Source organism: Methyloferula stellata AR4 (genome assembly GCF_000385335.1).
GTDB classification, from domain to species: Bacteria; Pseudomonadota; Alphaproteobacteria; order Rhizobiales; family Beijerinckiaceae; genus Methyloferula; species Methyloferula stellata.
The window spans coordinates 705,332-731,966 of record NZ_ARWA01000001.1 but is presented as its reverse complement, the minus strand read 5'-3'; the positions used below and the strand labels follow the sequence as shown (position 1 = coordinate 731,966).

The window sequence follows — 26,635 nt, the reverse complement described above, 5'->3', positions numbered from 1 at the left end:
CTTCGGGCGGCATGCCCGGCATTTGCGCGTCGTCAACCGGTCAATCGCCCGTGACAAAATCCGGCGAAACGGTATTTTCGGCGCCAAGGCAAAGAAATAGAAGCCGTCATGTGGGGAACAACATGCTTCAGGATTTTCTGAATTTCGACCGCTATCTCACGCCGTCGATCATCCGCCTTTTCTATTTCCTTCAGATCGCACTGATCTGCGTCTTCGGCCTTTCCGGAATTTTCGCGGCGCTGACGATTCTCTTTTATTCCTTTTTCGCGGGTGTTCTTATGCTCTGCGAGACATTGATCGCAATGGCCGTCGGCATTGTCGCGGCGCGAATCGTGACCGAGATCATCATGGTCCTGTTTCAGAACAACGAACATCTCGCCGCGATCCGCGCGCGGGCGGAAGGGCGCTAAGCCCGGGACTTGCGCGCGATCGATCGCAAGGCTTTCAAGCGATTCGACAGGCTCATGCTGCCGGAATCACTCAGCGTTTTTGAGACGCCCATCATGCCCCATATTGATCGCCGATCCCTGCTCGGCATGGCAGCCGTGCTCGCCGCGTCGGGCAAAGCCGGCGCAGAGACACAGCCGGAAACCATCGCGCTTTGGCCCGATGCACCGCCCGGCAACATGGGCCCTTCAGGCAGGGAAACCGTCAGCTCCAAAGGATCGCTCACGAATGTGTCCCGGCCGCGTCTCATCGTCTATCGCCCGGCACATCCGGACGGCACAGCCGCCGTCGTGATCGCAGGCGGCGGTTACGCGCATATAGAGGCGGGCAATGAAAGCACGCCGACGTGCCAGTGGCTGCAGTCTTTAGGCATTACGGCGTTCGAACTCATCTACCGGCTCCCGGAAGATGGCTGGCCAGCGGCCGCGCCGTTTCAGGATGGGCAGCGCGCCATGCGGATCGTGCGCGGTCGCGCGACAGACTTCGGCATCGATCCGGCGCGTATCGGCATCATCGGCTTTTCCGCCGGAGGCCATCTTGCCGGTATGACGGCCGTGCAACCGGCAAAATCGCTCTATGCGCCGGTCGATTCCACCGACAGCGTTTCAGCCCGGCCGGATTTTGCCGCGCTGATCTATCCGGTGCTGACGATGATGCCGCCCTTCGACCATACCCATTCGCGCCGCGAGATTTTAGGCTCGCATCCAAGTGAAGCAGACAGCATCGCTTATTCGGTCGAGCGCCATGTGGATGCGCAAACGCCGCCGACCTTCCTCGCCCAAGCCGCGGACGATCCAATCTCGCCATTGGACAATAGTCTGATGATGTTTGCTGCGCTTCGCGCCGCAAAAGTCGCGGCCGAACTGCATGTCTTCCAATCGGGCGGGCATGGATGGGGCTTGGGGCGGCCGGGAACAGAGGTTCACGCGTGGCCGGAGCTCTTCATCACCTGGGGAAAGGCCGATCCATTCCGGGCGCCGCAGCCGGGATGACTGTGGCGCAAAAGCACAGGGCGCCGTTCGGAAGAACGGGCCCTGTTGGCTTTCATGTCGGAAAGGCTGGATGGACGCCGGGTGGCGTTATTCGCGGCCCCAAGCGACGTAACCAACCGGTGCTTCGACCGTGCCGGCTTCGGTGAGCGTCACGAATTTCGAGTCCTTACCGATCGTATACCAGCCCTTTTCGACGCCGTATGGCAGACCGGCCTCGAGATCGGCCATGGTCCAGCCGTCCTGAGCGAAAGGCAGGGTGAGGTTGTTCATCAGCACGGTGCCGTTCTTACGGGTGTTATGCCGCTGAAAAATCGTCAGAATATAGCGGGCGCCCTCTTCTGCGCTCTTAGCCATCATTTTCTCCTATAATGTCAAAGCTTTGCTGATCTTCCGGACCCGCCCCAAGGGGCCGGCCCGCCTCAGCGGGTTGAGTTACACCACCGGCTCATTCGAATCCACATCATTTTTTCGAAGCGTCATGAAGGTGCCATGGCGCCGCATGTGGGCACCCGCCGTAGAGGACTCTCAACGGAACAGGCTGAGCTTTAAATGAAAAGGGCCAGGGCATAGCCCCGACCCTTTCAATATTTGGAAGATCCGCTTGTCAAAGCGCCATTACATCCATGGTCGCCGACGCGGATTCATTTGGTTTGCTTCAAGCAGCCTGAAGCTGATCGGCCGAGGTCTTGCCGGAACGACGGTCGGTCGTCAGCTCGAAGCTGACCTTCTGACCCTCGACGAGGCTGCGCATGCCAGCCCGCTCGACGGCGCTGACATGGACGAAAACGTCCGGGCCGCCATCGGCGCTCTGAATGAAGCCATAGCCCTTTTCGGTATTGAACCACTTAACTGTGCCGGTGCTCATGACGAACTCCCTTTTAGGTAGATAGAAATGCCACGCAGGCGCCATAGGCACCGTGCGGCGTGAAATCGAAATTTGAGGAGAAGGTCTTGAGCATGCGCACGACACCTGAGTGTTTTCGCGCGCGGGGGCTTAAACGTACAGCCTTTAGTTCGATGAGCTATCGTGAGCCCGGCGATGGCGAAAGTCAAGTTCGCGAGTTGGAAGCAGCCTGAATGGCCGCCTCAGAACTCTTCCCAGCCGCCCGCCGCGGCATTCACGGCCGCCTTCGGCGCGGCGCGGGTCCCGCGTGGCACGGGCTGTCGAAACGCATGCGGTGCCACCTTCTGCAATTCGCGGCGCATGGCTTCGGCGCCTTGACCGGAGTCAACCCGGAATTGGCCGATCAGGCTCGACAATTGTTCGGTCTCCTGCGACAGCGAGTGGCTGGCCGCCGTCGATTGTTCAACCATCGCCGCATTTTGTTGCGTCACCTGATCCATTTGATTGATGGCCGTGTTGACCTCGGCAAGGCCGGTCGCTTGCTCTCTGGCCCCGGTCGCGATCTCGGCGACGACAGCATTGATGTCGTTCACCTGGGTCATGATACGTTCCAGCGCCTTGCCGGTCTCGGCGACGAGCTTGACGCCATGATCGACCTGCGTGGTCGAAGTCGAAATCAGGCTCTTGATCTCTTTCGCGGCTTCGGCCGAACGCTGCGCCAGCGCCCGCACCTCCGAAGCGACGACCGCGAAGCCACGGCCTGCGTCACCCGCGCGCGCCGCCTCGACCCCCGCGTTCAAGGCGAGCAGATTGGTCTGAAACGCGATTTCGTCGATGACGCCGATGATCTGGCTGATCTGCTGCGCCGATTTGGCGATGCCCTCCATGGCTTGAACTGCCTCGCGAACCACGACCGCGCTCTTTTTCGCGTCCTCATCGGCAGCGCCAACCACCTGACGGGCATGGCTTGCGCCTTCCGCCGATTTCCGGACAGTCGCCGTGATTTCATCGAGCGCAGCGGCCGTCTCTTCAAGGCTCGCGGCCTGCTGTTCGGTGCGGCGCGACAGATCGTCGGAGGCCTGAGCGATCTCACCCGTACCCGATCTGATGCCCTGCGTGGTTTCGGCGATGACCTTCATCGTCTGGCGCAGCCGCGAAACAGCGCGGTTGAAATCATCCTTGAGTTTTTCATATTCAGGCGCGAAAGCCGCATCGATATTGGAGGTCAGATCGCCTTCGGACAGACGTTCGAGGCTCGCGGCTAAAGCCTGCACAACCTCTTCCTGCTGGCGTGCGAGACTTTGCCGTTCCGCCTCGTTGCGGCGCCGGTCTGTATCGGAAGCCGTTTCCATGCGTTCGCGATCGGCGGTCGCCTGTTCCAGGGCCACGGCATTGTCCTTGAAAACCTGGACCGCGGCGGCCATGGCGCCAATCTCGTCGGGCCGCCCCTGGCCTTCGATCGGCGATTGAAGATCGCCGGACGCCAGCCGGCGCATCGTGAGCGTCAGATTGCGGATCGGCCGCGATAGCGAAATGGCGAATATGACGAACAAGACGAGCGACAGAGCGGCGATCAGCGCGGAGCCTACAATCGTCACCAGAAGGGTCGTACGGCCCCGGCCGACGATCGCCGAGACATCGTCGACCAATTCGAGAAGGCCGATTTTGCGGCCGGAAAAATCCGGCAATGGAAGCGCCGTGACCGCGAGGCTTCTGCCGCCCTCGTTCACGATCTTCTGGATCTCGTGTCCATCGATAGCCGACCGGGCCTCCTCGGGCGTCAGATATGTCTTCGCCGCGAAGGTCGCATTTTGCGTATGGAACTGACCATCCGCGTCGATCTGGATGGCGAGATCGACGTTATTGGTCTTTTTCACCCGCTCGAAATAAGCATCGGTCAATTGCGTGCCGACATCGACAGTACCGACAACCCCCTTGGCAGTGATGAGGGGAACCGTCGCGAAAGTGCTCAGCGCCCCGCTGCGCGCCGGCTCAATGCCGACCATGGTTTTCCCCTGACGGAGCGCCTCGACGATCATTCGACGGCGCTGTGTCAGGTCGTCACCGAAATCGTTAGGGGTCTGTATACGCGCGACAACGACACCCGGCGCCTTGGCGAAGGTGACCAGCTGGAGGTTCGCGTCGTTCTTAAGAATTGGCAGAGCATTGATGTAACGCTGTATCAAGTCTTCACGGGCGCCGGCGGCGACCAACTCGGCGATACCCGGTTCGCCCGCGATTGTTGCCGCGACGCTGGCCGCCGTGCGGTTTTGAGCGCCAAGGGCATCGAAGACCGAACTTCCAGCTCGGGTCAGTTCGGTCTCGATCGCATGATCGACCATGTTCGACTGCATGACCCAAGACAAAGTGCCGATCGCAGCGCAGGCGAGAAACACGGTGCCCGATCCGATCGCCGCCAGGCGTTTCCATAAGGGACTGCGGACTTCGAGCGAGTCAGACCCGCGGGCAAATGAAGACGTATCGGAAAATGACATTGCGATGACCCAGACGAATGAGTTTTCGTTTGAGTCGATAGTGGCTTACAAACCTTAAAAAAAATTACATCGCTGCATTTGCCGACGACGTTTCCCAGGCTGGGATGCGGGAGAAAATATGTCTCCGCCTTGTCATCCGCCGTCGGCACCCACTCGAACAGGCTAGTGCGTTAATTCGCAAACCGGAAATGCATCACGTCGCCGTCCTCGACGACATAATCCTTGCCTTCGAGCCGGAATTTGCCCGCCTCGCGTGCGCCGGACTCGCCCTTGAACGCGATGTAATCGTCGCAGCCGATCGTCTCGGCGCGGATGAAGCCCTTTTCGAAATCCGTATGGATGACACCCGCTGCCTGCGGGCCCTTGGTGCCTTGCGGGATCGTCCAGGCGCGGGCCTCTTTCGGACCAACGGTGAAATAAGTGATCAGCCCCAGGAGCTGATAGCCGGCGCGGATGACGCGATTGAGGCCCGGTTCTTCGAGACCGACGGCTTCGAGATATTCCTTCTGCTCGTCCGGCGGGAGAACCGCGATCTCGCTTTCGATCTTGGCTGAGACGATGACCGCGACCGCGCCTTCTTCGGCGGCGCGCTTTAGCACTTCCGCCGAGAAGTTATTGCCTTTGTCGGCAGCCGACTCTTCGACATTGCAGACGTAGAGCACCGGCTTCGACGACAAAAGCCCGAGGCCCTTGAAGGTCTTCATCTCCTCCGGCTTCACTTCGGCAAGACGCGCCGGCTTGCCCTCGCGCAGCAGCACGAGACAGCGCATCATCAGATCCAAGAGTTCCTTAGCCTCTTTGTCGGCGCCCTTGGCTTTCTTTTCGAGCGCGCTTGCGCGTTTCTCCAGGCTTTCGAGATCGGAGAGCATCAGCTCAGTCTCGATCGTCTCGATGTCGTTGATGGGTGCGATCTTGCCTTCGACATGGGTGATGTCGGAATCCTCGAAACAGCGCACGACATGGGCGATCGCATCGCATTCGCGGATGTTTGCGAGAAACTGATTGCCGAGGCCTTCGCCCTTGGAGGCGCCGCGCACGAGCCCCGCGATGTCGACGAAGGTCAGCCGCGTCGGGATGATCTCTTTCGAATGGGCGATTTCAGCCAAGGTCTCAAGCCGAGAATCCGGCACGGCGACGTCGCCGACGTTAGGCTCGATCGTGCAGAAAGGATAATTCGCCGCTTGCGCCGCAGCCGTCTGCGTGAGCGCATTGAAGAGGGTCGATTTGCCGACATTGGGCAGACCGACGATGCCGCATTTAAAGCCCATAATTCATCCTCGATCGATCGTCATGCCCGGACTTGATCCGGGCATCCAAGCAGCTATCTCTTCGATTGACCATCGCGCCTGGATGCGCGGGTCAAGCTCGCGCATGACGCCGTATTCATAATTTAAAAAAGCCCCTCGGACGTGAAGCCCGCGCTCTCCATGGCGAGATAGACTTTGTTCTGAAATGTCGCATCGTCGCCTTCGACAAGCTCGCCGACATTTTTGGCGACGGCCCCGCAGAGAGCCTCGACCCATAACTGCTCGACCTGCGGGAAATTGCCGAGCACATAATCATGCACGCGGGCTTTGTCACCCGGATGGCCGATGCCGAGGCGTACGCGGCGATAGTCGTTGTTGAAACGCTCGGTGATCGAACGCAGGCCGTTGTGGCCGGCATTGCCGCCGCCCTTCTTCACCCGCACCTTGCCCGGCGCAAGATCGAGCTCGTCGTGAAAGACCACGACTTCGCGCGGGCTCAATTTATAAAAATGCGTGGCATCGGAGACCGACCGGCCAGAGTCGTTCATGAAGGTTTCGGGCTTCAACAGCAGCACTTTTTCGCCATTGATCGGCGCCTCGCTGACCTGGCCCTGAAAACGCGATTTGAACGGCGGAAAATTATGAACGCGGGCAATCGCGTCCACGGCCATGAAACCGATATTGTGCCGGTTCATGTGATAGGCCCTGCCCGGATTGCCGAGGCCGACGAAAAGAAGCATGGCGCCGCCTAAGGCTTTTAGGCCCATTCGCTTGACTCTCGCCCTTCGAGACGCGCTTTGCGCGCTCCTCAGGGTGAGGGGCAAGTGGCTTGGTTTTATCAAAACCCTCATGCTGAGGAGCAGCTCCTATTGGAGCTGCGTCTCGAAGCACGAGGGTTTTTGAATGGAATCGGCGCGCTCTCTTTGGTCAGGGAGCCCGCCGAGCATGTCTTACTTCTTCTTGGCGGCCGGCTTCGCAGCGGCCGCAGGCGCGGCGGCAGCCTTCGGAGGGGCCTTGCCGCCCTTGCCGCCTTTGGCCTTCGCGGCGGCTGCGGCTGCGGCGGCCGGATCTTCCGCTACAACCACAGGCGGCACGATCGTCGCGATCGTAAAATCGCGCTCCGCCGACATCAGCTTGCAGCCTTCCGGCAAGGGAATGCTCGAAATGCGCATCGATTCCGCGACGTCGAGCGTTGCAAGATCGGCGATGATCGCATCCGGGATATTGTCCGCCGGCACCCGCATGTCGAGATCGTGGCGCACGATGTTCAGCGTACCGCCCTTCTTGATGCCGGGGCAGGTTTCCTGATTGATGTAATGCAGCGGCACATGCACGCGCAGGCTGGCGCCCGGCTTCAACCGCAGAAAATCGACATGCAGCGGCTGATCCTTGATCGGATCGAGCTGATAGTCGCGCGGGATCACGCGCTGTTTCTTGCCATCGACGTCGATTTCGAAAATCGTCGTGAGGAAATGTCCGGCATAGATCAGCTTATTCACTTCGCGGTAATCGAGCGCGATCGGTTCGGCGGCATCGCCGCCGCCATATATGACGCCTGGAATGCGGCCCTCACGGCGAACGCTACGGGCGGCCCCCTTGCCTATCCCGTCGCGCACCGCGGCCGCGAGCATTTTCGTCTCAGCCATGGTGGTGTCCTTTGATTGAATATGGCCGCAGCTGCGGCCGTCCGGTTCTTGCCTCCAGGGGTGTCGGAGAAACCGGTGGGCCACTCTATAAACGGGCCGGGGGCACGGCGCAACGGCGGGTTCGGCGGGCGTGAAGCCGGTTCTGCCGCCGCAGCGCCGCAAAACCTTGTTAAGCAGAGCGGCATGGAACCTGAAACCGCAAGCCTCAATGCCGCGCAGATCGAACTTTGGAACGGACGCGGCGGCGAGATCTGGACGCGTCTTCAAGCCCGTCTCGACCGGCTCTTCGAACCTCTCACCGCCATATTGCTATCGGCAGCGGCGGCAAAGCCAGGCGAATCGATCCTCGACATAGGCTGCGGCTGCGGCGATCTGACCCTGAGAGTTGCCAAAGCCTGCGGCGCGCAAAGCTATATCCGCGGCATCGATATTTCGGCACCCATGCTCGAACGCGCCAAGGCCCGTGAGGCTGAATGGCGTGCGGCGGAGCCCGGCATGGGGCGTATCGAATGGTCTCTTTCGGATGCCATGCTGCATCGCTTCGAACCGCGAGCCGATCTGGTGATGTCGCGCTTCGGCGTCATGTTTTTTGCCGATCCCGTCGTTGCTTTCACCAATATCAGGCGGGCTCTGAAACCAGGCGGCCGCCTCGCGATTCTGTGCTGGGCGGCGCTCGACGACAATCCCTGGATCAAGGTGCCGCTCGCAGCCGTGCATCAGCTGATCGATCCGCCGCCGCCATTGCCGGATGGTGCTCCAGGACCCTTCGCTTTCGCCGATACTCAGCGCGTCCAAGCCATTTTGGGGGAGGCGGGTTTTGCCAATGCCGCCGCGCGATCGGTCGAGGTACCGCTTCGTTTGGGCCAAGCATCCGCCTACGCCGGCGATCGCGCCCAATCGGCATTGGAAGATGCGCTTTGTCTCGCGCTAGAATCGGGACCCGTCGCCGCCTTGCTGCGCAACGCCGACGAAACGACGCGTCTGAAAGTGCGGGAAAAACTCGCCGCAGCGCTTCAGCTTTCCTACGATGAAACCCGGGGCGAGATCGTGCTCGCAGCCAGATGCCGGCTCTACGAGGCGACTGCGGCGGGCTAGATATATTTCGCTCTCTTATGGCCTAGGCAAGGACCTGAACTCTCTTCGCAACCGCAAACTCTCGTGAGGGAACCGTCTGTGGATTTGACGGTTAGCCTGACGATTGTCGATGAGGAGACCGGAATGGTAGAGAACAGGAAGACTTCGGCTCGCGGATTTGCGTCGATGAACGCGGAGAAACAACGCGAAATCGCCCGCAAAGGCGGACGTAGCGTTCCGAACGAAAAACGCAGTTTTTCGCAGAACCATCAATTGGCGTCGGAAGCCGGCCGCAAAGGTGGCCATTCCTCGCATGGGAGCCGCCGCTCACCGGATTCGGAAGACGCCGCCACCACACCACACCCAACCGAAGTCTAAACACAGATATGCGGCCGGCGGCGTTATAGAACGCCACCGGCGCTATTTGCGCATCACGCAAGCTTCAGAAGCTTATGCTTCCTCGACGGCCTTGCGCGCGACGCCATGCGACGCGTGCCCGCCCTTGCGGCCGGCTTCAGAGGCCAGCGTGTGATTCTGAGAAAAGCTGCGTTTCGTCGGGCTGACGCTTTGCCCTCCCTTGCGACCGGCTTGCGCCGCCAGCTCGGGATTTTGCGAAAAGCTGCGCTTCTCATGGGGCACGCTTTCGCCCCCTTTGCGCGCAATCGCGCGCTGCTTTTCAGGATCCATCGAAGCGAAGCCTCGACTTGATCTGACCTTTTTGACCGTGTCCATTGTAATGCCTAGCCTCAGCAGAGAACTACCTGGGAGCATAACGAAAAGGTCAAGCGAAGGTTCCAGATTTAAAGTCAGGGCAAAGCCGGCCCGAATCTAGAATGTATCCGGTAAAATACCACCGTTTTCAGTTAGAATAGGTCTCGTGATCGATAATTTACGTATTTATACTTAGAATATAAATGGCTTGATCGACTTGAGAGATCATATGCAGCTCTAGGATCATGGCAGAAAGAGTTGCGTGGGACCCGCTAAGCTCATGCATTATTATTTTAGTCCAAGAAATTGGATTGTGTTCTGTCTGGCCGACTGGAGCTTGAACTCCACCAAAGCGGAACCGCCGCGACTTCCTCGGTTTTGACCTCGGGCCTTCAATTTCAATCTTGCGCTTGGGCTTTTGGCCCCAAGCAACCCTGGCTCAAGTGATTTTGGCTCAAGTGATTTGAATCAAGGCTCCGCCGGCCGTGATGGACAATTGTAGACGGGCTTTGCTTCATCGAACAAAGGCTCTCGCAATTCGGCTCATGAGATTTTGCCGGAAGCATCGAGGCTCAAGGAACTCCGCATCAAGCGCCACGTTAAGCCGTCAATCCGATAGCACCTACATCATCCTGTAACGTGCAAGGTCGAATCTGCGTGGATGAATGACAGAGGAAATCGCCGTGGCCATCAGCCCTCTGTTTTTGTTTCCGCACGTTTCAGATCATGACCTGTCAAGCAGCCGCAATTCGATCCTCATCACCACGCTCAAGGAGTTGGAACATGCAGATGACAAAACCTATTGAAGAAGCCACACAAGATTTCACCGCCGATCTCGCCGCGCTGCGTGATGACATCACCAAACTGACGCAATCGGTCACCGACCTCGTACGGTCGCAAGCAACGAGCACCGCCGATTCCATGCTCGGCGCCATCGATTCCACACGCCGGAAAATTTCGGATACGGCCGCCGACGCCCAGGACCGCGTCGGTGCCATCAGCTCGGATCTCGAAAGCACGATCGAGCGCAATCCTCTGACCGCCATTTTCGTCGCGATCGGCGCCGGCATTCTGATTGGACTGTTGAGCCGCTCGCGCAAATGAACTTTGGACTTCGGGGGCTCGTCCAGCAGTCAATCATTCTCCCGTTGCAACGCAAAGGCGCCCGCCTTCTGATGAAGGCGGCGCTTTTTCTCGTTGCCCTCATCGCTTTGCTGGTCGCCGCGATCTTTCTGACTGCGGCCTTCTTCATCTGGATCGATCAGCTCGCAGGTCCGCTGATCGCCGCTCTCGCGGTCGCCGGTCTCTATCTCGTCATAGCCGTCGGCGCGCTTTTATTCGCTATCTACGGCGGCAATGAAAAGCCGCGCGACGTATCGAAGGAAGCCAAAACAGACGGCGTCAAAAGCCAGCGTCAAGAAAATGCAAGCCCGGAAAATGCGAGGGACGAGGAAGACCGCGCAGCGGTGATCGCAGAGGCCATCGTGCCCTATGTCGAGATTCTGCGCGCCCTCGGCTGGAAGCGCGAAGAAATGGCGCTGCTCGCCGGCGCCGAATTGGCCAAAACCCTGCCGCCCTTGACGCTCGTCGGATTTGCAATCGTCTGCGGATTTTTAATTGGCCGCATGGCCAATCTGAAACTGCCTTTCGATTGGGCGCAGAAAAAATCCGCATAAAAAACCTCCGGGCCGACACCCGGAGGTTTATCTCTTTGCGAGAACAAGATTTCAGCCGGATCAAACCAGGGCGTCGCGCGCTTCCGGTTCGTCCTTGCGATGCGATTTCCGATCGAAGAACAGCGCCTGGCTGATCACCGCTTTCAGACTGTCGACACCAAAAGGCTTGGTGATGAGGAAGGCGGGTTCCGGCGGCGTGCCCGTCAGAAAACGCTCCGGATAAGCCGTGATGAAAATGACCGGCACGGAAAAACTGGCGAGGATCTGATTGACCGCTTCAAGCCCCGAGCTTCCATCGGCAAGCTGAATATCGGCGAGGATGAGCCCCGGCCTGATATCCTTGACGGCCTCGACCGCCTCGCGATGCGTGCGCGCGACATTGACGACCTTGTGACCCAATTCTTCAACCAGCGTCTGCAGGTCGAGTGCGATGAAAGGCTCGTCTTCGATGATCAAAACATCGGTCCGAATTTGAGTGGCGATTTCCTTGCCCGCCGTATCGATGAGCGCGGTCGCTTCCGCTGGCGTGCAGTCGAGCGCACGCGCAACCTCTTCGGTTTCGAAGCCTTCGAGAGAGCTCAGGAGAAAAGCGATCCGCGGCCGCAGCGAGATCGCTTCGAGACTGCGGCGCGCGCCTTCTTCGTCCTTGGAAAACTCAATCTGGTCGGTATGATTGTTGAGAGAAACCGAGCCCCAAACCTTCAGGAACATGTTATAGAGCGTCGTCCTGACATCGGCTGTCGCAGTGAAAGCCGACGAGTCCGCGACAATGGCTTCTAACGTGGCAAGAACATAGGCGTCTCCGCCCGCTTGATCTCCTGTGAGAGCCCGCGAAAACCGGCGTAGATAAGGAATATGTGCGGAAATGGCCTGGGAAATCGACATTGGCTACATATGCCCCTTGAGGTTCGACCTATGTACTTAGCTTGGCACGAAAATTCGGCAAAACGAAATTGGTTCCCTTCGTTGGAACTTTCGCCAGACAAATTCGTTTGAGCACAGTTGTTTAGAATTTTCTGAATGATTGGTTTTTCTTCTGCTCCGGGGAAATCGGTGCGGGGCGTAGCGTAACTGCACGGGTCTTGGAGGATCGATGGAAGAAAAAACGAAGGCGAGCAAGGGGGCCTCCGTGGCGAAAGCGGGAACAGTAAGTGGCCAGTCTTCAGCGCTGAAAACCAAGCCCCACTGGGATCAACAAGTCGAAGCGGCGGCAGTCTGCCAGGACAATTCGCCCAATGGCGATCCTCTTTCGCGCATTCCGGCATCGGTACGCGCCAAGAAACCCGCCGAAAAGCAAGCCATCGGAGAACAAATTGGACGCCAATTACGCAGCGTTTACAACGATGTGTTGGCTCAACCCGTCCCCGACCGCTTTCTCGACCTCTTGAGGGAACTCGAAAAGGACCCCAAGTGACTGGTGTGCAGACCGAAACCGCATCCACGACCAGCGCGCAGATGAAGGCAGATCTGATCGCCGTCATTCCGAACCTGCGTGCTTTCGCGGTTTCGCTATGCGGCAATCCAGATCGTGCCGACGATCTTGTGCAGGAAACGCTGGTTAAGGCATGGAGCAATCTCGGCTCCTTCGTCGAGGGCACCAACCTGCCGGCCTGGCTCTTCACGATCCTGCGCAACATCTATTATTCGGAATATCGCAAGAGGCGCCGCGAGGTTGCCGATTCCGATGGCGCGATCGCAGCCAAACTGGCTACGGCTCCTGCGCAAAACGGGCATATGGATCTTCTGGATTTCCGCGCGGCCTTGCAGCAATTGCCGACGGACCAGCGCGAGGCCTTGATCCTGATCGGCGCTTCGGGGCTTTCATACGAAGAAGCCGCGCAGATTTGCGGCTGCGCCGTTGGCACGATGAAAAGCCGCGTCAATCGCGCCCGCAATCGTCTCTCCGAACTTCTGTCGATTCATTCGAGCAGCGAGCTCGGTCAGCAGGAAGATTGGTCATCGGTCGAGTCGGCGCTTTTGAGCCAGCGCTATTCGCAAGCCGGCAGCGACTGACCCAAGCCATCAGCGATGCGTTTCGTCATGGCCGTGCTTGTCACGGCCATCCACGAATGGATGAACGCTACCCGCCGGCCTTTAGTTTTGCGCAGAGCGCCTCGAGCTGATCGAGCGAATTGAAGCGGATCCGCACTTCGCCCTTCTCGCCTTTGTGGCTGATCGCGACAAACAATCCGAGATCATCGGACAGGCTTTTTTCAAGCGCCCGCGTGTCGGCATCTTTTTCTTTCGCCGCTGGCTTCTCGCCGCGCGCCGGCTCGGCGTGCTGCGCTTCCTTTTGCCCGATGCGTTCGACATCGCGCACCGACAGACCTTGGCTCGAAATTTTTTCGGCCAAAGCATCGGGATCGGCGATCGCCAAAAGCGCACGCGCATGACCGGCAGAGAGCTTGCCTTCCGCTAAAAACGCTTTCGTCTTTTCGGGCAGTTTCAAAAGCCGCAGCATATTGGCGACATGGCTACGGCTCTTGCCGATGACCTTGGCGAGATCGCCTTGCGAATAATTGAATTCACTGCCGAGCCGCTCATAGCCCAGGGCTTCGTCGAGCGCATTGAGATCGGCGCGCTGCACATTTTCGATAATGGCAATTTCGAGCGCCTGCTTGTCGTCGGCCTCGATGGTGAGGATCGGCACCTCATGCAGGCCTGCGCGCTGCGCCGCGCGCCAACGTCTCTCGCCCGCGATGATTTCATAAGCATCCGCGACGCCCGGCACGGTGCGCGCGAGGATCGGCTGAATGATCCCTTTGACCGCGATCGAATCTGCCAATTCCTGCAATTCGCCTTCATCGAATTGATGGCGCGGATTGCGCGGATTGGGCCGCAAAAACTCGATCGGAATTTTCTTTTGGCCGCGCGCGCGCTGGACGGCGCCCGCCTCCTCGCCGGATTCGCCGATCAAAGCGGCTAATCCACGACCGAGCCGGGGACGCGTTTCATCTGCCATGGCCGAGGGTTTCATTGATTTATCCGTTGTTGATGAGTTGTGGATTCGGCCGGGCTCGGGGCCCCAGCCATTTGTGTAGAGTCTCATGCGGCGCGCAGGAGCCTCTCACGCTGGATCACTTCGGACGCCAATTTCAGATAGGCTTGGCTGCCGCTGCATTTCAAATCATAGAGCAGCACCGGCTTGCCATGGGACGGCGCCTCCGAGATCCGGACATTACGCGGTATAATTGTCTGGTAGACTTTCTCGCCCATGAAGCTTCGGACATCCGCCTCGACCTGATTGGCAAGGTTGTTTCTTGGATCGAACATGGTCAAAACGATCCCATGGATCGTTAAAGCTTGATTCAGCGTCGACCTAACCTGCTCGACGGTCGAGAGAAGCTGCGACAAACCTTCAAGCGCGAAGAATTCGCATTGCAGCGGCACGAGAACGCTTTGGCTCGCCGCCAGAGCATTGATCGTGAGTAGATTGAGCGAGGGCGGACAATCGATCAGCACATAGGTCAGGCGTTCGGCTTCCGGCCGCTCGCGCTGACCCTCTTCCAGGCGCTGGATCGCCGCCTTCAGCCGGAAAGAACGGTCCTTCTGCGAGGCGATTTCCATTTCGACGCCGAGAAGATCCAAAGTCGAAGGTGCAATGAAAAGCCGCGGCACTGCCGTCGCCAGGGTGACAGCATCGAGCGTTTCCTCGCCCAGCATCACATCATAAGTCGAAAGCCTGCGGTCGCGCCGGTTGATGCCAAGGCCCGTCGAGGCATTGCCTTGCGGATCGAGATCGATAATGAGGACGCGTTCGCCGATGGCGGCCAAAGCCGTGCCGAGATTGATCGCGGTCGTCGTTTTGCCGACGCCGCCCTTCTGATTGGCGAGAACAAGGATGCGCAGCGCGGGCGACAGAGACACGTTCGATCCTCGGGTTCGGCGCAACTAAAAGCGATCACGCTCTAAGGTCTTGTTTTCACTCGAACGATCGCGAGCCAAGACCCAGGCGACACCAAACTGGGCCTTTCATTGAGCTCGAATCTATCGTTGAGACGCGAGTCGGTCAATTCGCCGGAGGCCTTTTCACCCTGCGGAAAGACCCCGATCGCGCCTTTTTCCAAAAGCTTTTCCGCATAAAGCACGAGTTGCGGCAACGGCGCCAAGGCGCGCGCCGTCACGGCTTCGATGGGTTCTGCGAAATCCGAAAGCAAAGCCTCGATGCGTTCCCTGTGGATTTCGACCGGAGCGCCTGTTTCACGTGAAACATCGCGGAGAAACGCGCATTTGCGCTGGTCGCTTTCAACGAGGTGGATTTTGGCGCCCGGCACATCGGCCAAGCGGATCGCGATGACAAGCCCCGGAAAGCCGGCGCCGGAGCCGAGATCCATCCAAAGTTTCGCACCTGGAACGGCTTCGAAAACCTGCAGCGAATCCGCGAAATGACGCGTCCAGATGTGGTCGAGAGTCGATGGCGCGACGAGATTGATGGTCCGCTGCCATTTGCGCAAAAGCGCTGCGTAAATTTCGAGGCGCGCGATCGTATCCGGCAGCAGATCGAAACTTCGCAAAGCTTCCGGGCCTTCGGCCGCCCCGTCTTTCGATGATGTCTGGACCGCTACGGGCTTTTTCACAAAAGAACTCCCTCATGCTGAGGAGCGCCGGAGGCGCGTCTCGAAGCATGGGCCACGCCTCGTCCTTCGAGACGGCGGCTCCGCCGCCTCCTCAGGATGAGGCGGAAATCTATGGTACGATGCGCCGGACCTGCGAAGCCAGCAGCGTCAAAGCCGCCGGCGTAATGCCCTCTATCCGGCCGGCTTGGCCCATGGTCCCCGGCCGCACGGCTTCGAGCCGCGCCCGCACTTCGTTCGAGAGGCCGGGCAGGCGGCGGTAATCGAGATCCATCGGGATCGCGAGACTCTCGTCGCGCCGGAAGGCCGCGATATCCTCCGCCTGGCGGTCGAGATAGACTGCGTATTTCGCGTCGATCTCGATCTGCACCATGGTCTTGGCATCGATCGCGCCAAGCTCCGGCCAAACCCTTTGCAGGGCTTGCGCATCAATGTCCGGAAAGGACAGAAGCTCGAAAGCGGTACGGCGGATGCCATCCTGATTGAGGCGCAACCCCTGCCGCGCCGCCTCGTTCGGACTGAGGCTCAACCCGTCGAGCTGCTTGCGGGCGGCATCGAGCATGGCACTCTTAGCCTCGAAAGCGCGGGCGCGCACGGCGCCGATACAACCGATCATCTGGCCCTTCGCCGTCAGCCTCTGATCCGCATTGTCAGCCCGCAGCGTCAGGCGATATTCGGCGCGCGAGGTGAACATCCGATAGGGCTCCGTGACGCCGCGCGTCACGAGATCATCGACCATGACGCCGAGATAAGCCTCCGACCGGTCGAATGAGATTGGCACCCCGCCGCCAGCCTGCGCCGCCGCATTGAGACCCGCGAGCAGGCCTTGCGCGCCGGCCTCTTCGTAACCCGTCGTGCCATTGATCTGCCCGGCGAGGAAAAGCCCCGCAACCTGCTTCGTCTCCAGGCTCGGCTTCAGCGCGCGCGGATCGATATAGTCATATTCAATCGCATAGCCCGCCCGCAGGATCTTCACCTCGGCGAGGCCCGGAATAGTGCGCAAAAAGGCGTCTTGCACCTCTTCCGGCAGCGAGGTCGAAATCCCGTTCGGATAGATGGTCGGATCGTCGAGCCCTTCCGGCTCCAGAAAGATTTGATGCGAGCCGCGCTCGGCGAAGCGCACCACCTTGTCTTCGATCGACGGGCAATAACGCGGGCCGCGCCCTGAGATCGCGCCGGAATAGACGGCCGACTTACCAATATTGTCACGGATGATCTGATGGCCTGCCTCGGTCGTCTGGGTGATGAAGCAATCGACCTGTGGCGTGTCGATCGTCTCCGTCAGAAAGGAGAAGGGCTCCGGCTCCGGGTCACCCGACTGGCGCTCGAGAACCGTCCAATCGATGGTCCGGCCATCGAGGCGCGGCGGCGTTCCGGTCTTGAGGCGGCCGAGCACGAAACCCTGCGCGAGCAGACTTTCGGAGAGCCTGTTTGCCGGATTTTCCCCGACGCGGCCGGCGGGGATGCGCTTATCGCCAATATGGATCAGGCCGCGCAGAAATGTGCCGGTCGTGAGCACCAGCGCGCCGCAGATGATCTCGCTCCCGTCAATCAGGGCAAGCCCCGCGATGCGGCCGTCCTTCAGCCGCAGATCGGCGGCCTCGCCTTCGATCAGCGAAAGATTGGGCGTCTCTGCGAGCGCTGCCTGCATGGCCTGCGCATAAAGCCGCCGGTCGGCCTGCGCGCGCGGCCCGCGCACGGCAGGGCCCTTGGTCCGGTTCAAGACGCGAAATTGAATCCCGGCCGCATCGGCGACGCGGCCCATGAGTCCGTCGAGCGCATCGATCTCGCGGACGAGATGACCCTTGCCCAAACCGCCGATGGCAGGATTGCAGGACATGGCGCCGATCGTCGCGAGGCTTTGTGTGACCAACGCCGTGCGGGCGCCCATGCGCGCAGAGGCCGCCGCGGCCTCACAGCCGGCGTGCCCGCCACCCACAATGACGACATCAAAAGATAAGGCCATTCCAACTCCGGGGCCATCGCCTGAAAATCCTCATCCCGAGGAGCCGCTGAAAGCGGCGTCTCGAAGGATCGGGGATTTTCAGCTGTATCGCATTATTTGCCGCCCTCGTCCTACGAGATGCGGCCCGTTTCGGGCCGCTCCTCAGGATGAGGGGCAGTTGATCCACTGGGCTCTCGCTGTTTCACGTGAAACAGCTCAAATCATTTCCCGACGCAGAAGCGGGAGAAGATTTCGCCCAAAACATCTTCGACGTCTACCCCGCCGACAAGGCTTTCGAGCGCGCGGGTCGCAAGGCGCAAATCCTCAGCCAGAAATTCGATTGGACGGTTAAGATCAGCAAGAATCCGCTCCAGGGCCGATGCGGCAGCGCCAAAGGCCTGCCTATGCCGCTCGCGGGTGATGAGCCCAGCTTCGCCATTGAAGGTTGCGCTTATAGCGAAAGCGCCAAGCTTCTCAACAAGCTGATCCACGCCTTCGCCGGTTGCCGCCGAAATCGACAGACCCATGTCAGCCTCGATGGATGAAAGCCTCTCACCCTGAGGAGGCTGCGCAGCAGCCGGCTCGAAGGGCGAGGGGCGAGGCTTCTCCATCCTTCGAGACGCGAGCTTCGCTCGCTCCTCAGGATGAGGGTCAGGGGCCGAACCCCTTTGAGCAAGATCGGCCTTAGTGAAAACGGGCCAGACCTGTGTTTTCAATAGAGCCGGATCGGGCGCGATGGGGGCCTCAGCCTCGCTCAGCCAAAGAACGAGATCGGCATCTTTGGACCGTTCCCGTGCGCGGGACATGCCGATTTGCTCCACAGGGTCGGCGCTTTCGCGCAGGCCTGCTGTATCGATCAGCGTGATTGGCAGCCCCTCGATATCCAGATGGACCTCGATCGTATCGCGCGTCGTACCCGCATGTTCGGAGACGATCGCCACATCGCGGCGCGCGAGCGCATTCATAAGCGTCGATTTTCCCGCATTGGGCGGACCCGCGATCACGATGGTCAGTCCGTCGCGAATACGTTCGGCCGCGCGGGCCGAGAGCTCTTTCGTCAAATCCGCGCGCAGCGGCATCAGAAGATCGCGCAAGCGCCCGGCAACCGCTTTTGGCACATCAGCCTCGTCGGAAAAATCGATTTCGCCTTCGATCAAAGCCGCCGCCTCAAGAAGCACCGCACGCCACCGCGAGACTTGGCCACGCAACCGCCCCGACATTAGCCGGACCGCTTGGCGTCTTTGCGCCTCGGTTTCGGCGTCGATCAGATCGGCCAGGCCCTCGGCGGCGGACAGATCGAGTTTACCGTTCAAGAACGCCCGGCGGGTGAATTCACCCGGCACTGCTGGGCGTAAACCTTCCATCTTCCCAAAGGCTTGCACAAATGCGGCCTGCACGGCCGGACCGCCATGAATATGAAACTCGGCGGCGTCTTCCCCCGTAAAGCTTGCCGGGCTCGGAAACCAGAGCACAAGCCCTTGATCTATAATATCTTTTGACCGCGGGTCGATGAACTTCACCAGCTGCGCATAACGCGGCTGCAATGCAACAATACCCTCACCATGAGGGCTACCGGGAGCGGTCATCGCCTCGACGATGTCCCTAACCTTCGGCCCCGACAGGCGGAAAACGCCGATCGCCGCCCGTCCGGCCCCAGACGCAAAGGCAAAGATCGTATCCTCTGTCATTTGACGCGGGCGCTCATGGCTTCCTATTTGCCTCAGAAATTTGAAATCCGCCGATCAGCCAGTTGGGACGACCGAATATGTCAGGCAATGAATTGAGCAAGGCCGCAAGCCCCTATCTTCTCCAGCATGCGCATAATCCGGTTCACTGGCGGATGTGGTCGCAAGAGACGCTCAAGGCGGCGCAAGAGCAAAACAAACCGATTCTTCTCTCGGTCGGCTATGCCGCCTGCCATTGGTGCCATGTCATGGCGCATGAAAGCTTCGAGGACCCGGAAACGGCCGCGGTGATGAACGCGCTCTTCGTGAACATCAAGGTCGATCGCGAAGAACGGCCCGACATCGACCATATCTATATGCAGTCCCTCCAGGCTTTCGGCGAGCGCGGCGGCTGGCCGCTCACGATGTTTTTGACGCCGCAAGGCGAGCCCTTTTGGGGCGGCACTTATTTTCCCAAGGTCGAGCAATATGGCAGGCCCGCCTTCGTCACCGTGTTGAGGACGGTCGAGGATGCGTTTCGCAAGACGCCGGACCGCATCGCAACCAATACCAAGGCCGTCCGCGATGGTTTGAGCAAGGCCCACACGAAAGAGGGCGGGCCGCTCACCATGGAGCAATTGAACAATCTCGCACCGCAAATGCTGAATTTCGTCGATCAGGTCGATGGCGGCTTACGCGGTGCGCCGAAGTTCCCGAATACGCCCATCTTCGAATTTCTGTGGCGGGCCGGATCGCGGCTCGGCAAAAGCCCCTATCGCGATATCGTGCGACACACGCTCGACCGCATGTCGGAAGGCGGCATCTACGATCATCTCGGCGGCGGCTTCGCGCGCTATTCGACGGATGAGCGCTGGCTCGTGCCGCATTTCGAAAAAATGCTCTACGACAATGCGCAGCTTTTGGAACTCATCGCGCTCGCCTGGCGCGAATTCAACGACGATCTCTTCAAGACGCGCGCTTATGAAACGGTCGGCTGGCTCGCACGCGAAATGACAGGCAGCGAAGGCGGCTTCTGCTCGGCGCAGGATGCCGACAGCGAAGGTGAGGAAGGCAAATATTACGTCTGGACCTGGGATGAACTCGTCTCGATTCTCGGTCTCGAAGACACAGTCTTTTTCGGCAAGTTTTACAACGCCGCGCGCATCGGCAATTGGGCCGAGGAAAAGCACGGCAAGATGGTGACGATCCTCAATCGTCTCGAGATCAAAGCGCGTCCGACCGAGGAAGAAGAGGCGCGTCTCGCACCGATGCGGCAGAAGCTTTTCGACGTGCGCGACAAACGCGTGCATCCGGGTCTCGACGACAAGATCATGGCCGATTGGAACGGGCTGATGATCTCATCGCTCGTCAATGCCGCGACAATCTTCAACGAGCCGGACTGGATCAAGCTCGCGGCCAAGGCCTATAGTTTTATCGTCTCGACGCTGCATTTCACCGATGGCATGGGCAAGAAGCGGCTCGCGCATGCCTGGCGCGACGGCGTCCTTGTCACGCCCGCCATGGCACTCGATCATGCGGCCATGACGCGCGCCGCGCTTGCCCTGCATGAAGTACGGCATTTCCCCGGCCTCGAATCGATACTCACGCGCGATTATCTCGCCGACGCGATCGACTGGGCCGAAGCCATGTATAGCTATCACGTCGATCCCGAGACCGGTCTTCTGGCCATGGCGGCTTCCGACCAGAGCGATGTGATCATGCGCCTCGCGCCGACGTCGGACGATGCCATTCCGAACGCGCATCCTGTCTTTCTCACCGCGCTCATCCGGCTCGCAGGCCTCACCGGCGACGACAAATGGCTGAAGCGCGCGGATGATCTTTTCACCGCCGTGACACCTTCCGTGCGGACCAGTTTCGTCGGCCATTCGGGGATCTTGAATGCCTTCGATCTGCGCCTGCGGGTGAAGGAAATCGTCACTGCCGGACCGAAACGCGAGCCGCTTTACGAGGCGGCGCTAGCCTCACCCTTCTTCGAGCGCATCGTGATGGATCTCGACAAGCCGGACGAACTGCCCGACGGCCATCCCGCCAAAGCGCAGGCCGATAAAGCCGGCGATGCGGCGGCTTTCGTTTGCTCGGGCGGTGCGTGCTCCTTGCCGGTGCATGATGTGGCGGCGCTGGAGGCGAGTCTGGCGGGATGATTACGATTAGGATTCAATTTATCGATTGATTGCCAAACTTTCGGTTTCCCAAAACTGATGAAGAAAGCCCATGTCAATAAAATGGAAATTGGCGGAGGACGCGCTTCCCCGCATAACTATTCCGGCAAGTCCCACAAAATACCCGCAAGTATCTCTACCAATGTGAAACACTGCTCCTCCACTCATCCCGTCCGCTTCGAAAGTATCCTTTCGAAGCATCTCCGCTTGATGCACCCACCGAGCATGACTTTTCCTAAGATAGCGAGCACCGACGACGAGAGTGCGAAAATTAATTCCCGCCATTTTTGAATCTATTTCAGAAATCTCAACCCTCTGAAGACAGGAAGGCATACCAAAAACTATAAAATACCCCAGCGAGTTTGAGGGCCAACAATCATCAGGGACTATCTCAAAAAACTCGGAGTCCAAGTTCTCAATCGTGTATCTATTGGGCTGAAACTCAATTCCACATACGTCCGTAAACTCCTCATCTTCGTTAGAAGTATCAGGCGAAATATCGCAAAACGTACCACCTCCAATATAAACGGCGCCTCCAGCAGTCTGGGGGAGCCAACTCACGTCCCCGGGGCTCAAATCAGCAATTTGATGCCTACAAAAAATCGCAAAATAACGACCTCCGAATTTCAACATCGCCATCGCACCGCGTAGCGAGTAAGGAAACTCTGCGCTGCCAGTTTGACAAACAAGGGCTTTGACATACCGATGTAGTGTCGCTTCGATTAATCTCGCAGGAATTATTAGCCTGCCCATTCGAACAGCACTGTTCTGGATAAACGAATGAAGCTCTAAAATTCGCGTCATGTCTTGAGCCGAATCAGTTTGGATCTCTTATAATCTTGGATCCGCTGCAGACGGTTCATCCGACGTATTTGACGATATCCCCAGACACCACATAAAAATTGTAATACCTAAGCTTAGAAATACGTCACACGCTGCCATTCATTTCTTGGCGGCGAGTTTGGCGAACAGGTTCACTTTCGTCAATGGCGGCCCTTCGGGCCGCCGCCGAAGGCGGTCGCAAAGCGATCATTGACAAAAGTGAACCTGTTTCGCCGATAATACCCGCCGTGACATGAATGCCATCATCTGAATGGTGGGCTGGGGGCGCCGCACAGACTGTGCGATAAGTGAATTCAACCGTCACCCCCAAAATTAAATCATGAACGACACACCCCCAAACGAAGCTCCGGTCATTCGCACCATCGCCATGCCGGCGGATACCAATCCCTATGGCGATATTTTCGGCGGCTGGCTGATGTCGCAAATGGATCTCGCCGCCGGCAATGTGGCAGCGCGCGTCGCGCGCGGCCGCGCCGCGACGGTCGCCGTCGAGGCCATGTCTTTCTTGAGCCCCGTCTTCGTCGGCGATGAAGTAAGCCTTTACGCGAGGCTTACCGGGCGCGGCAAAACCTCGATGAAAATCGATGTGGAGGCCTGGCGGCGGTCGCGCGACAGCGAAGAGACCGTCAAAGTGACGGAGGCCATCTTCACCTTCGTCGCGATCGACGACGCCACGCGGCGGCCGCGCCTCTTGCCGGAGACGTAAAACTCGAGCGCTCCGATCACGAACGCTGGAACCCGAAGCTCTTAATTGCTTTCAGCCCCTCGAGGTCCAGTCGTTATCTTATTGCCCCGTCGGACGTCCCGCATGATGGCATCCTGTGCGAAAGGACCAAATACGATTTGCTCCGGCTGCAATATCGTTGAAAAATCTTTCTTTCTGAAACGAATCAGCCAATTTCCGGCGGCTTGAGTGACAATCTAGCTGGCTAATGCCCTGTCTCCGGCCGAACAATTAGATGCTGCCGCCTTATAAAAGGTAGCCAATGAAATTATTTGCGGAACCGAATTTTTTACTTCGGCCATGGCGCGCATCACAAATGCACGCCGCGGCATCTGACGTGCCCTTGGAAGGGCTGCCGTCAGTCGTGGCTGGCGAGCCGATAGACGATGGGATTGGGCGGCAGCGAGAAACCTTCGATCTGCTTGAAATCGACGTCGTCCGCCTGATTGGCGAGGTCATGCGCGCTGGCGCCGGCGCGCATGGCGACATCAGCGATCTCGCCAAGTCGACCAGCGAAATCAGCGCCGGTTCGGCGGAGCTCGCCTCTTTGGCCGAGGATGCCGCCCGGCACGTGAGGCGGCTCGCCGAGGCGAGCATGGAGCTGAAAGCATCCGGAGAGGAAATCAATCGGCGCATACACGATGTCAGCACACTGGCCAACGAAGGCAAACAAGCGACAGACGACGCTCACGCACGCGTCGCCAGCCTCAAAATTTCGTCTGGTGAAATCGGCTCGATTGTCGGCCTCATTAGCTCGATTGCCCGGAATATCGATCTCGTTGCACTGAATGCGATGATCGAGGCGGCGCGGGCGGGCGAATCCGGCAAGGGCTTCGCCGTCGTCGCCGGCGAGGTAAAACTGCTCGCCTCTGCGACCCAGAAGGCCACCGACGACATCGCCCGGCGCATCGAACAGTTGCAAAGCAATTCGAACCGCCTGATCGCCTCCGTCGAGAGAATCGGCGGGCTCATCGAAAATCTGTCACCGGTTATCGTGGCGATTTCCGCTGCCGTGGAAACGCAGACAGCCATGACAGCCGATCTCAGTGCTTCGACCGATGAAGCTTCGACCTTCGCGAATGACGTCCGCTTCGGGGCCGATGCGATTGCCAAGATCAGCACCAAGACCGCCCGTTCCGCGGTTTCGGCCGATCAATCTGTTCAACGTGTATTGCTCGACTCCGAAAAGCTGCGCTCTCGTTTCATCGTCTTTCTCCGCCAGATGGAGATGGGAAACCGGCGCCAGCATGACCGTCTGCCATGTGACCTGAGCGTGACCTTTATCAACCCGCAAGGTTTCGCCGCTGGCCGCGTCATCGACATTTCAGAAGGTGGAATGCTCGCCAAGACCGATATTGAGACGGATCTCGCAACCGGGGAGCATGTCGAGGCTAAAATCGAAGGCATCGGAAAGAGCCCCGCCCTTATTGTGGGGCGATCGGCGATCGGCTTGCACATAAAATGGCTCGAGCCGCCCCTGGACTTCATCGCAGCGCTACGTGTGACGCTGACGCATATCCGCGACGATCATGCCGACCTCATCAACGCCGTCATCGAGAACGCCGGCTGCGTTGCAAGGGCGATGGAAGCAGCCATCAGCGACGGGCTCTTGAGCGTTGAGGCCTTGTTCGACGCCGAATATGAACTGATCGCGGGTACCAATCCGGCCCAATATCGCACCCGCGCCTTGCCCGTTCTCGAGGCCATATTGCCGCCGATCCTGAACCCCGTGCTGGATTCAAATCCACGGATCGTCTTCTGTGTCGCGCTCGATCGAAATGCCTGGATGCCCATCCATAATCCCGAATATTCGCATCCCCAGCGTCCGGGCGAATATGAATGGAATGTCGCCCACTCCAGAAACCGGCGGATTTTCGACGATCGTGCCGGGCTCGCCGCAGCGCGCAACATCCGGCCTTCGCTGATCCAGATCTATAATCGCGATCTCGGCGGCGGCAATTTCGTACTGATGAAGGAAGTTGATGCGCCGATCCGCGTCTTCGGACGGCACTGGGGCGGCTTGCGCGTCGCCTATAAACGGTGAGCTAAAGAAATCACGTGCTAAACGAAGCGCATGATCCTCGCCGCAAAGCACTCACACGTCGCATTTTCAGGCGAACTGGTGACCACTTCGCCTGAAAATTTCTTACGTATTCATCGCCTCGAAGAAGGCCGCGTTGCCCTTCGGCGTTTCGCGCAATTTGCCGAGCAAAAATTCGATGCCATCGACGGTGCCCATCGGATTGAGGATGCGGCGCAGCACGTACATTTTCTTCAGTACATCGTTCGGCACGAGCAATTCTTCCTTGCGGGTGCCGGAGCGCGTGATGTCGATTGCCGGGAAGGTCCGCTTGTCCGCCACCTTACGGTCGAGGATGATTTCCGAATTGCCGGTGCCTTTGAATTCTTCGAAGATCACTTCGTCCATGCGCGAGCCAGTATCGATCAAGGCCGTCGCGATGATGGTCAGCGAGCCGCCTTGTTCGATATTGCGGGCGGCACCGAAGAAGCGCTTCGGCCGCTGCAAGGCATTAGCGTCGACGCCGCCGGTCAGTACCTTGCCGGAGGAGGGCACCACCGTGTTGTAGGCGCGGCCCAGCCGCGTAATCGAGTCGAGCAGGATCACCACATCGCGGCCATGTTCGACCAGGCGCTTGGCTTTTTCGATCACCATTTCGGCGACCTGTACGTGGCGCACCGCCGGTTCGTCGAAGGTCGAGGAGACCACCTCGCCATGCACCGAGCGCTGCATGTCGGTGACTTCCTCCGGCCGCTCATCGATCAGAAGGACGATCAGATAGCATTCCGGGTGATTGGCCGTGACGGATTGCGCGATATTCTGCAAAAGCACGGTCTTGCCGGTGCGCGGCGGCGCCACAATCAAAGCGCGCTGGCCCTTGCCAATCGGCGCGACGATGTCGATCACGCGGGAGGAGAGATCCTTGCGGGTCGGATCGTCGATTTCGAGCTTCAGCCGCTCATCGGGATAGAGCGGTGTCAGATTGTCGAAATGGACCTTGTGGCGGATTTTTTCGGGATCTTCGAAATTGATCGTATTGACCTTCAGGAGCGCGAAATAACGTTCGCCTTCCTTGGGGCTGCGGATCAGGCCCTCGACCGTGTCGCCGGTGCGCAGGCCGAAACGCCGGATCTGCGACGGCGAGACGTAAATATCGTCGGGGCCCGCCAGATAATTGGCCTCGGGCGAGCGCAAAAAGCCGAAGCCGTCCTGTAGAACTTCGATCACGCCTTCGCCGACGATCTCGATTTCGCGGCTGGCCAGTTGCTTGAGGATCGCAAACAATAATTCCTGTTTGCGCATGATGGAGGCATTTTCGACCTCGTGCTCTTCGGCAAAGGCAAGCAATTCGGTTGGTGACTTGAGCTTCAAGTCTTGAAGTTTAATTTCCCGCATCGGGATTTAGTCCTTGGAAAGACGCACGATTCGTGTCGCGCATGGCAGGCGGCCCTGGGATGAATGGGCCTAAAGGAGGTGGGATTGTTCTTGCGGCGCTCGAAACGCGCCTGCTCAACGCCAGTACCTGCGAGGAGAGAACCTAAAGATAGAGCGAA

Annotated in this window: 28 protein-coding genes; 12 read left to right on the top strand and 16 right to left on the bottom strand. The window is 59.0% G+C overall.

What is annotated here, in order from left to right:
• Nucleotides 1-122 precede the first annotated feature (122 nt).
• Nucleotides 123-410, top strand: a complete 288-nt coding sequence (locus A3OQ_RS0103670; protein ID WP_020174007.1) for a DUF4282 domain-containing protein — start codon at nt 123-125, stop codon at nt 408-410.
• Between the two features lie 93 nt (nt 411-503).
• Entirely contained in the window at nt 504-1,439 is a 936-nt protein-coding gene (locus A3OQ_RS0103665; protein WP_083931651.1) for an alpha/beta hydrolase, read from the top strand.
• Nucleotides 1,440-1,526: 87 nt separating this feature from the next.
• Here A3OQ_RS0103665 and A3OQ_RS0103660 read toward each other — a convergent pair whose 3' ends face one another.
• The 6 genes from A3OQ_RS0103660 to A3OQ_RS0103630 all read right to left on the bottom strand — a co-directional run bounded on the left by A3OQ_RS0103660 (nt 1,527) and on the right by A3OQ_RS0103630 (nt 7,671).
• Nucleotides 1,527-1,793 (bottom strand): hypothetical protein, encoded by a 267-nt coding sequence (locus tag A3OQ_RS0103660; protein ID WP_152428309.1) that lies wholly within the window; start codon nt 1,791-1,793, stop codon nt 1,527-1,529.
• Between the two features lie 301 nt (nt 1,794-2,094).
• Nucleotides 2,095-2,304 carry a cold-shock protein gene (locus tag A3OQ_RS0103655; RefSeq protein ID WP_020174004.1) on the bottom strand — a complete coding sequence of 70 codons (210 nt, stop codon included), beginning with the start codon at nt 2,302-2,304 and terminating at the stop codon, nt 2,095-2,097.
• Nucleotides 2,305-2,525: 221 nt separating this feature from the next.
• Nucleotides 2,526-4,778 carry a methyl-accepting chemotaxis protein gene (locus A3OQ_RS23920; RefSeq protein ID WP_020174003.1) on the bottom strand — a complete coding sequence of 751 codons (2,253 nt, stop codon included), beginning with the start codon at nt 4,776-4,778 and terminating at the stop codon, nt 2,526-2,528.
• A gap of 170 nt (nt 4,779-4,948) precedes the next feature.
• Nucleotides 4,949-6,046 (bottom strand): redox-regulated ATPase YchF, encoded by a 1,098-nt coding sequence (ychF, locus tag A3OQ_RS0103645; RefSeq protein ID WP_020174002.1) that lies wholly within the window; start codon nt 6,044-6,046, stop codon nt 4,949-4,951.
• 122 nt (nt 6,047-6,168) lie between these two features.
• Nucleotides 6,169-6,765 carry an aminoacyl-tRNA hydrolase gene (gene pth, locus A3OQ_RS0103640; protein WP_020174001.1) on the bottom strand — a complete coding sequence of 199 codons (597 nt, stop codon included), beginning with the start codon at nt 6,763-6,765 and terminating at the stop codon, nt 6,169-6,171.
• A 210-nt stretch (nt 6,766-6,975) separates the two neighbouring features.
• Complete coding sequence (locus tag A3OQ_RS0103630) at nt 6,976-7,671, bottom strand: 50S ribosomal protein L25/general stress protein Ctc (protein ID WP_020173999.1); 696 nt, start codon at nt 7,669-7,671, stop codon at nt 6,976-6,978.
• A 183-nt stretch (nt 7,672-7,854) separates the two neighbouring features.
• Between A3OQ_RS0103630 and A3OQ_RS0103625 the strand changes: the two genes are divergently transcribed.
• Both A3OQ_RS0103625 and A3OQ_RS0103620 read left to right on the top strand, forming a co-directional pair.
• Nucleotides 7,855-8,766 (top strand): class I SAM-dependent methyltransferase, encoded by a 912-nt coding sequence (locus A3OQ_RS0103625; RefSeq protein ID WP_020173998.1) that lies wholly within the window; start codon nt 7,855-7,857, stop codon nt 8,764-8,766.
• Nucleotides 8,767-8,889: 123 nt separating this feature from the next.
• Complete coding sequence (locus A3OQ_RS0103620) at nt 8,890-9,123, top strand: con-10 family general stress protein (RefSeq protein ID WP_040580533.1); 234 nt, start codon at nt 8,890-8,892, stop codon at nt 9,121-9,123.
• Between the two features lie 72 nt (nt 9,124-9,195).
• Here the strand turns inward: A3OQ_RS0103620 and A3OQ_RS0103615 are convergent, their stop codons facing one another.
• Nucleotides 9,196-9,477: a con-10 family general stress protein gene (locus A3OQ_RS0103615; protein WP_040579858.1), complete on the bottom strand. Its 282-nt coding sequence runs from the start codon at nt 9,475-9,477 to the stop codon at nt 9,196-9,198.
• A 644-nt stretch (nt 9,478-10,121) separates the two neighbouring features.
• On the opposite strand from A3OQ_RS0103615, the gene A3OQ_RS24615 reads away from it, so the two are divergent.
• The 3 genes from A3OQ_RS24615 to A3OQ_RS0103600 are packed head-to-tail and all read left to right on the top strand — an operon-like array spanning nt 10,122 to nt 11,132.
• Nucleotides 10,122-10,262, top strand: a complete 141-nt coding sequence (locus A3OQ_RS24615; RefSeq protein ID WP_020173995.1) for a hypothetical protein — start codon at nt 10,122-10,124, stop codon at nt 10,260-10,262.
• Nucleotides 10,246-10,560 carry an ElaB/YgaM/YqjD family protein gene (locus A3OQ_RS0103605; protein ID WP_020173994.1) on the top strand — a complete coding sequence of 105 codons (315 nt, stop codon included), beginning with the start codon at nt 10,246-10,248 and terminating at the stop codon, nt 10,558-10,560. Before A3OQ_RS24615 ends, A3OQ_RS0103605 begins: the two co-directional genes overlap by 17 nt.
• Complete coding sequence (locus A3OQ_RS0103600) at nt 10,557-11,132, top strand: phage holin family protein (RefSeq protein ID WP_020173993.1); 576 nt, start codon at nt 10,557-10,559, stop codon at nt 11,130-11,132. Before A3OQ_RS0103605 ends, A3OQ_RS0103600 begins: the two co-directional genes overlap by 4 nt.
• Before the next feature lie 60 nt (nt 11,133-11,192).
• Here the strand turns inward: A3OQ_RS0103600 and A3OQ_RS0103595 are convergent, their stop codons facing one another.
• On the bottom strand, nt 11,193-12,017 hold the full coding sequence (locus A3OQ_RS0103595; protein ID WP_020173992.1) for a response regulator: 825 nt from the start codon (nt 12,015-12,017) through the stop codon (nt 11,193-11,195).
• 208 nt (nt 12,018-12,225) lie between these two features.
• Here A3OQ_RS0103595 and A3OQ_RS21250 point away from each other — a divergent pair, with 208 nt between their 5' ends.
• Complete coding sequence (locus A3OQ_RS21250; protein WP_020173991.1) at nt 12,226-12,546, top strand: NepR family anti-sigma factor; 321 nt, start codon at nt 12,226-12,228, stop codon at nt 12,544-12,546.
• Nucleotides 12,547-12,587: 41 nt separating this feature from the next.
• A complete protein-coding gene (locus A3OQ_RS0103585) occupies nt 12,588-13,145 on the top strand; it encodes a sigma-70 family RNA polymerase sigma factor (protein ID WP_040580532.1) in 558 nt (185 codons plus the stop codon).
• A 67-nt stretch (nt 13,146-13,212) separates the two neighbouring features.
• Here A3OQ_RS0103585 and A3OQ_RS0103580 read toward each other — a convergent pair whose 3' ends face one another.
• The 5 genes from A3OQ_RS0103580 to mnmE all read right to left on the bottom strand — a co-directional run bounded on the left by A3OQ_RS0103580 (nt 13,213) and on the right by mnmE (nt 19,339).
• On the bottom strand, nt 13,213-14,094 hold the full coding sequence (locus tag A3OQ_RS0103580) for a ParB/RepB/Spo0J family partition protein (protein ID WP_020173989.1): 882 nt from the start codon (nt 14,092-14,094) through the stop codon (nt 13,213-13,215).
• An 83-nt stretch (nt 14,095-14,177) separates the two neighbouring features.
• The gene (locus tag A3OQ_RS0103575; RefSeq protein ID WP_020173988.1) at nt 14,178-14,999 is read right to left on the bottom strand and encodes a ParA family protein; all 822 of its coding nucleotides are present in this window, start codon (nt 14,997-14,999) and stop codon (nt 14,178-14,180) included.
• A 41-nt stretch (nt 15,000-15,040) separates the two neighbouring features.
• A complete protein-coding gene (gene rsmG, locus A3OQ_RS0103570; protein ID WP_020173987.1) occupies nt 15,041-15,709 on the bottom strand; it encodes a 16S rRNA (guanine(527)-N(7))-methyltransferase RsmG in 669 nt (222 codons plus the stop codon).
• Nucleotides 15,710-15,818: 109 nt separating this feature from the next.
• Nucleotides 15,819-17,672 carry a tRNA uridine-5-carboxymethylaminomethyl(34) synthesis enzyme MnmG gene (mnmG, locus tag A3OQ_RS0103565; RefSeq protein ID WP_020173986.1) on the bottom strand — a complete coding sequence of 618 codons (1,854 nt, stop codon included), beginning with the start codon at nt 17,670-17,672 and terminating at the stop codon, nt 15,819-15,821.
• Between the two features lie 200 nt (nt 17,673-17,872).
• Nucleotides 17,873-19,339, bottom strand: coding sequence for a tRNA uridine-5-carboxymethylaminomethyl(34) synthesis GTPase MnmE (gene mnmE / locus A3OQ_RS0103560; protein WP_020173985.1), 1,467 nt, complete (start codon nt 19,337-19,339; stop codon nt 17,873-17,875).
• Between the two features lie 77 nt (nt 19,340-19,416).
• Between mnmE and A3OQ_RS0103555 the strand changes: the two genes are divergently transcribed.
• Nucleotides 19,417-21,477: a thioredoxin domain-containing protein gene (locus A3OQ_RS0103555; RefSeq protein ID WP_020173984.1), complete on the top strand. Its 2,061-nt coding sequence runs from the start codon at nt 19,417-19,419 to the stop codon at nt 21,475-21,477.
• Between the two features lie 18 nt (nt 21,478-21,495).
• On the opposite strand, the gene A3OQ_RS0103550 is transcribed toward A3OQ_RS0103555, so the two are convergent.
• A complete protein-coding gene (locus A3OQ_RS0103550; protein WP_020173983.1) occupies nt 21,496-22,299 on the bottom strand; it encodes a hypothetical protein in 804 nt (267 codons plus the stop codon).
• 358 nt (nt 22,300-22,657) lie between these two features.
• On the opposite strand from A3OQ_RS0103550, the gene A3OQ_RS0103545 reads away from it, so the two are divergent.
• On the top strand, nt 22,658-23,044 hold the full coding sequence (locus tag A3OQ_RS0103545; RefSeq protein ID WP_020173982.1) for an acyl-CoA thioesterase: 387 nt from the start codon (nt 22,658-22,660) through the stop codon (nt 23,042-23,044).
• 376 nt (nt 23,045-23,420) lie between these two features.
• Here A3OQ_RS0103545 and A3OQ_RS25180 read toward each other — a convergent pair whose 3' ends face one another.
• Nucleotides 23,421-23,543 (bottom strand): hypothetical protein, encoded by a 123-nt coding sequence (locus A3OQ_RS25180; protein WP_020173981.1) that lies wholly within the window; start codon nt 23,541-23,543, stop codon nt 23,421-23,423.
• On the opposite strand from A3OQ_RS25180, the gene A3OQ_RS21245 reads away from it, so the two are divergent.
• Nucleotides 23,520-25,106, top strand: coding sequence for a methyl-accepting chemotaxis protein (locus tag A3OQ_RS21245; protein ID WP_020173980.1), 1,587 nt, complete (start codon nt 23,520-23,522; stop codon nt 25,104-25,106). The two genes, A3OQ_RS25180 and A3OQ_RS21245, sit on opposite strands and share 24 nt — an antisense overlap.
• 102 nt (nt 25,107-25,208) lie before the next feature.
• Here A3OQ_RS21245 and rho read toward each other — a convergent pair whose 3' ends face one another.
• A complete protein-coding gene (gene rho, locus A3OQ_RS0103530; protein WP_020173979.1) occupies nt 25,209-26,477 on the bottom strand; it encodes a transcription termination factor Rho in 1,269 nt (422 codons plus the stop codon).
• Nucleotides 26,478-26,635 lie beyond the last annotated feature (158 nt).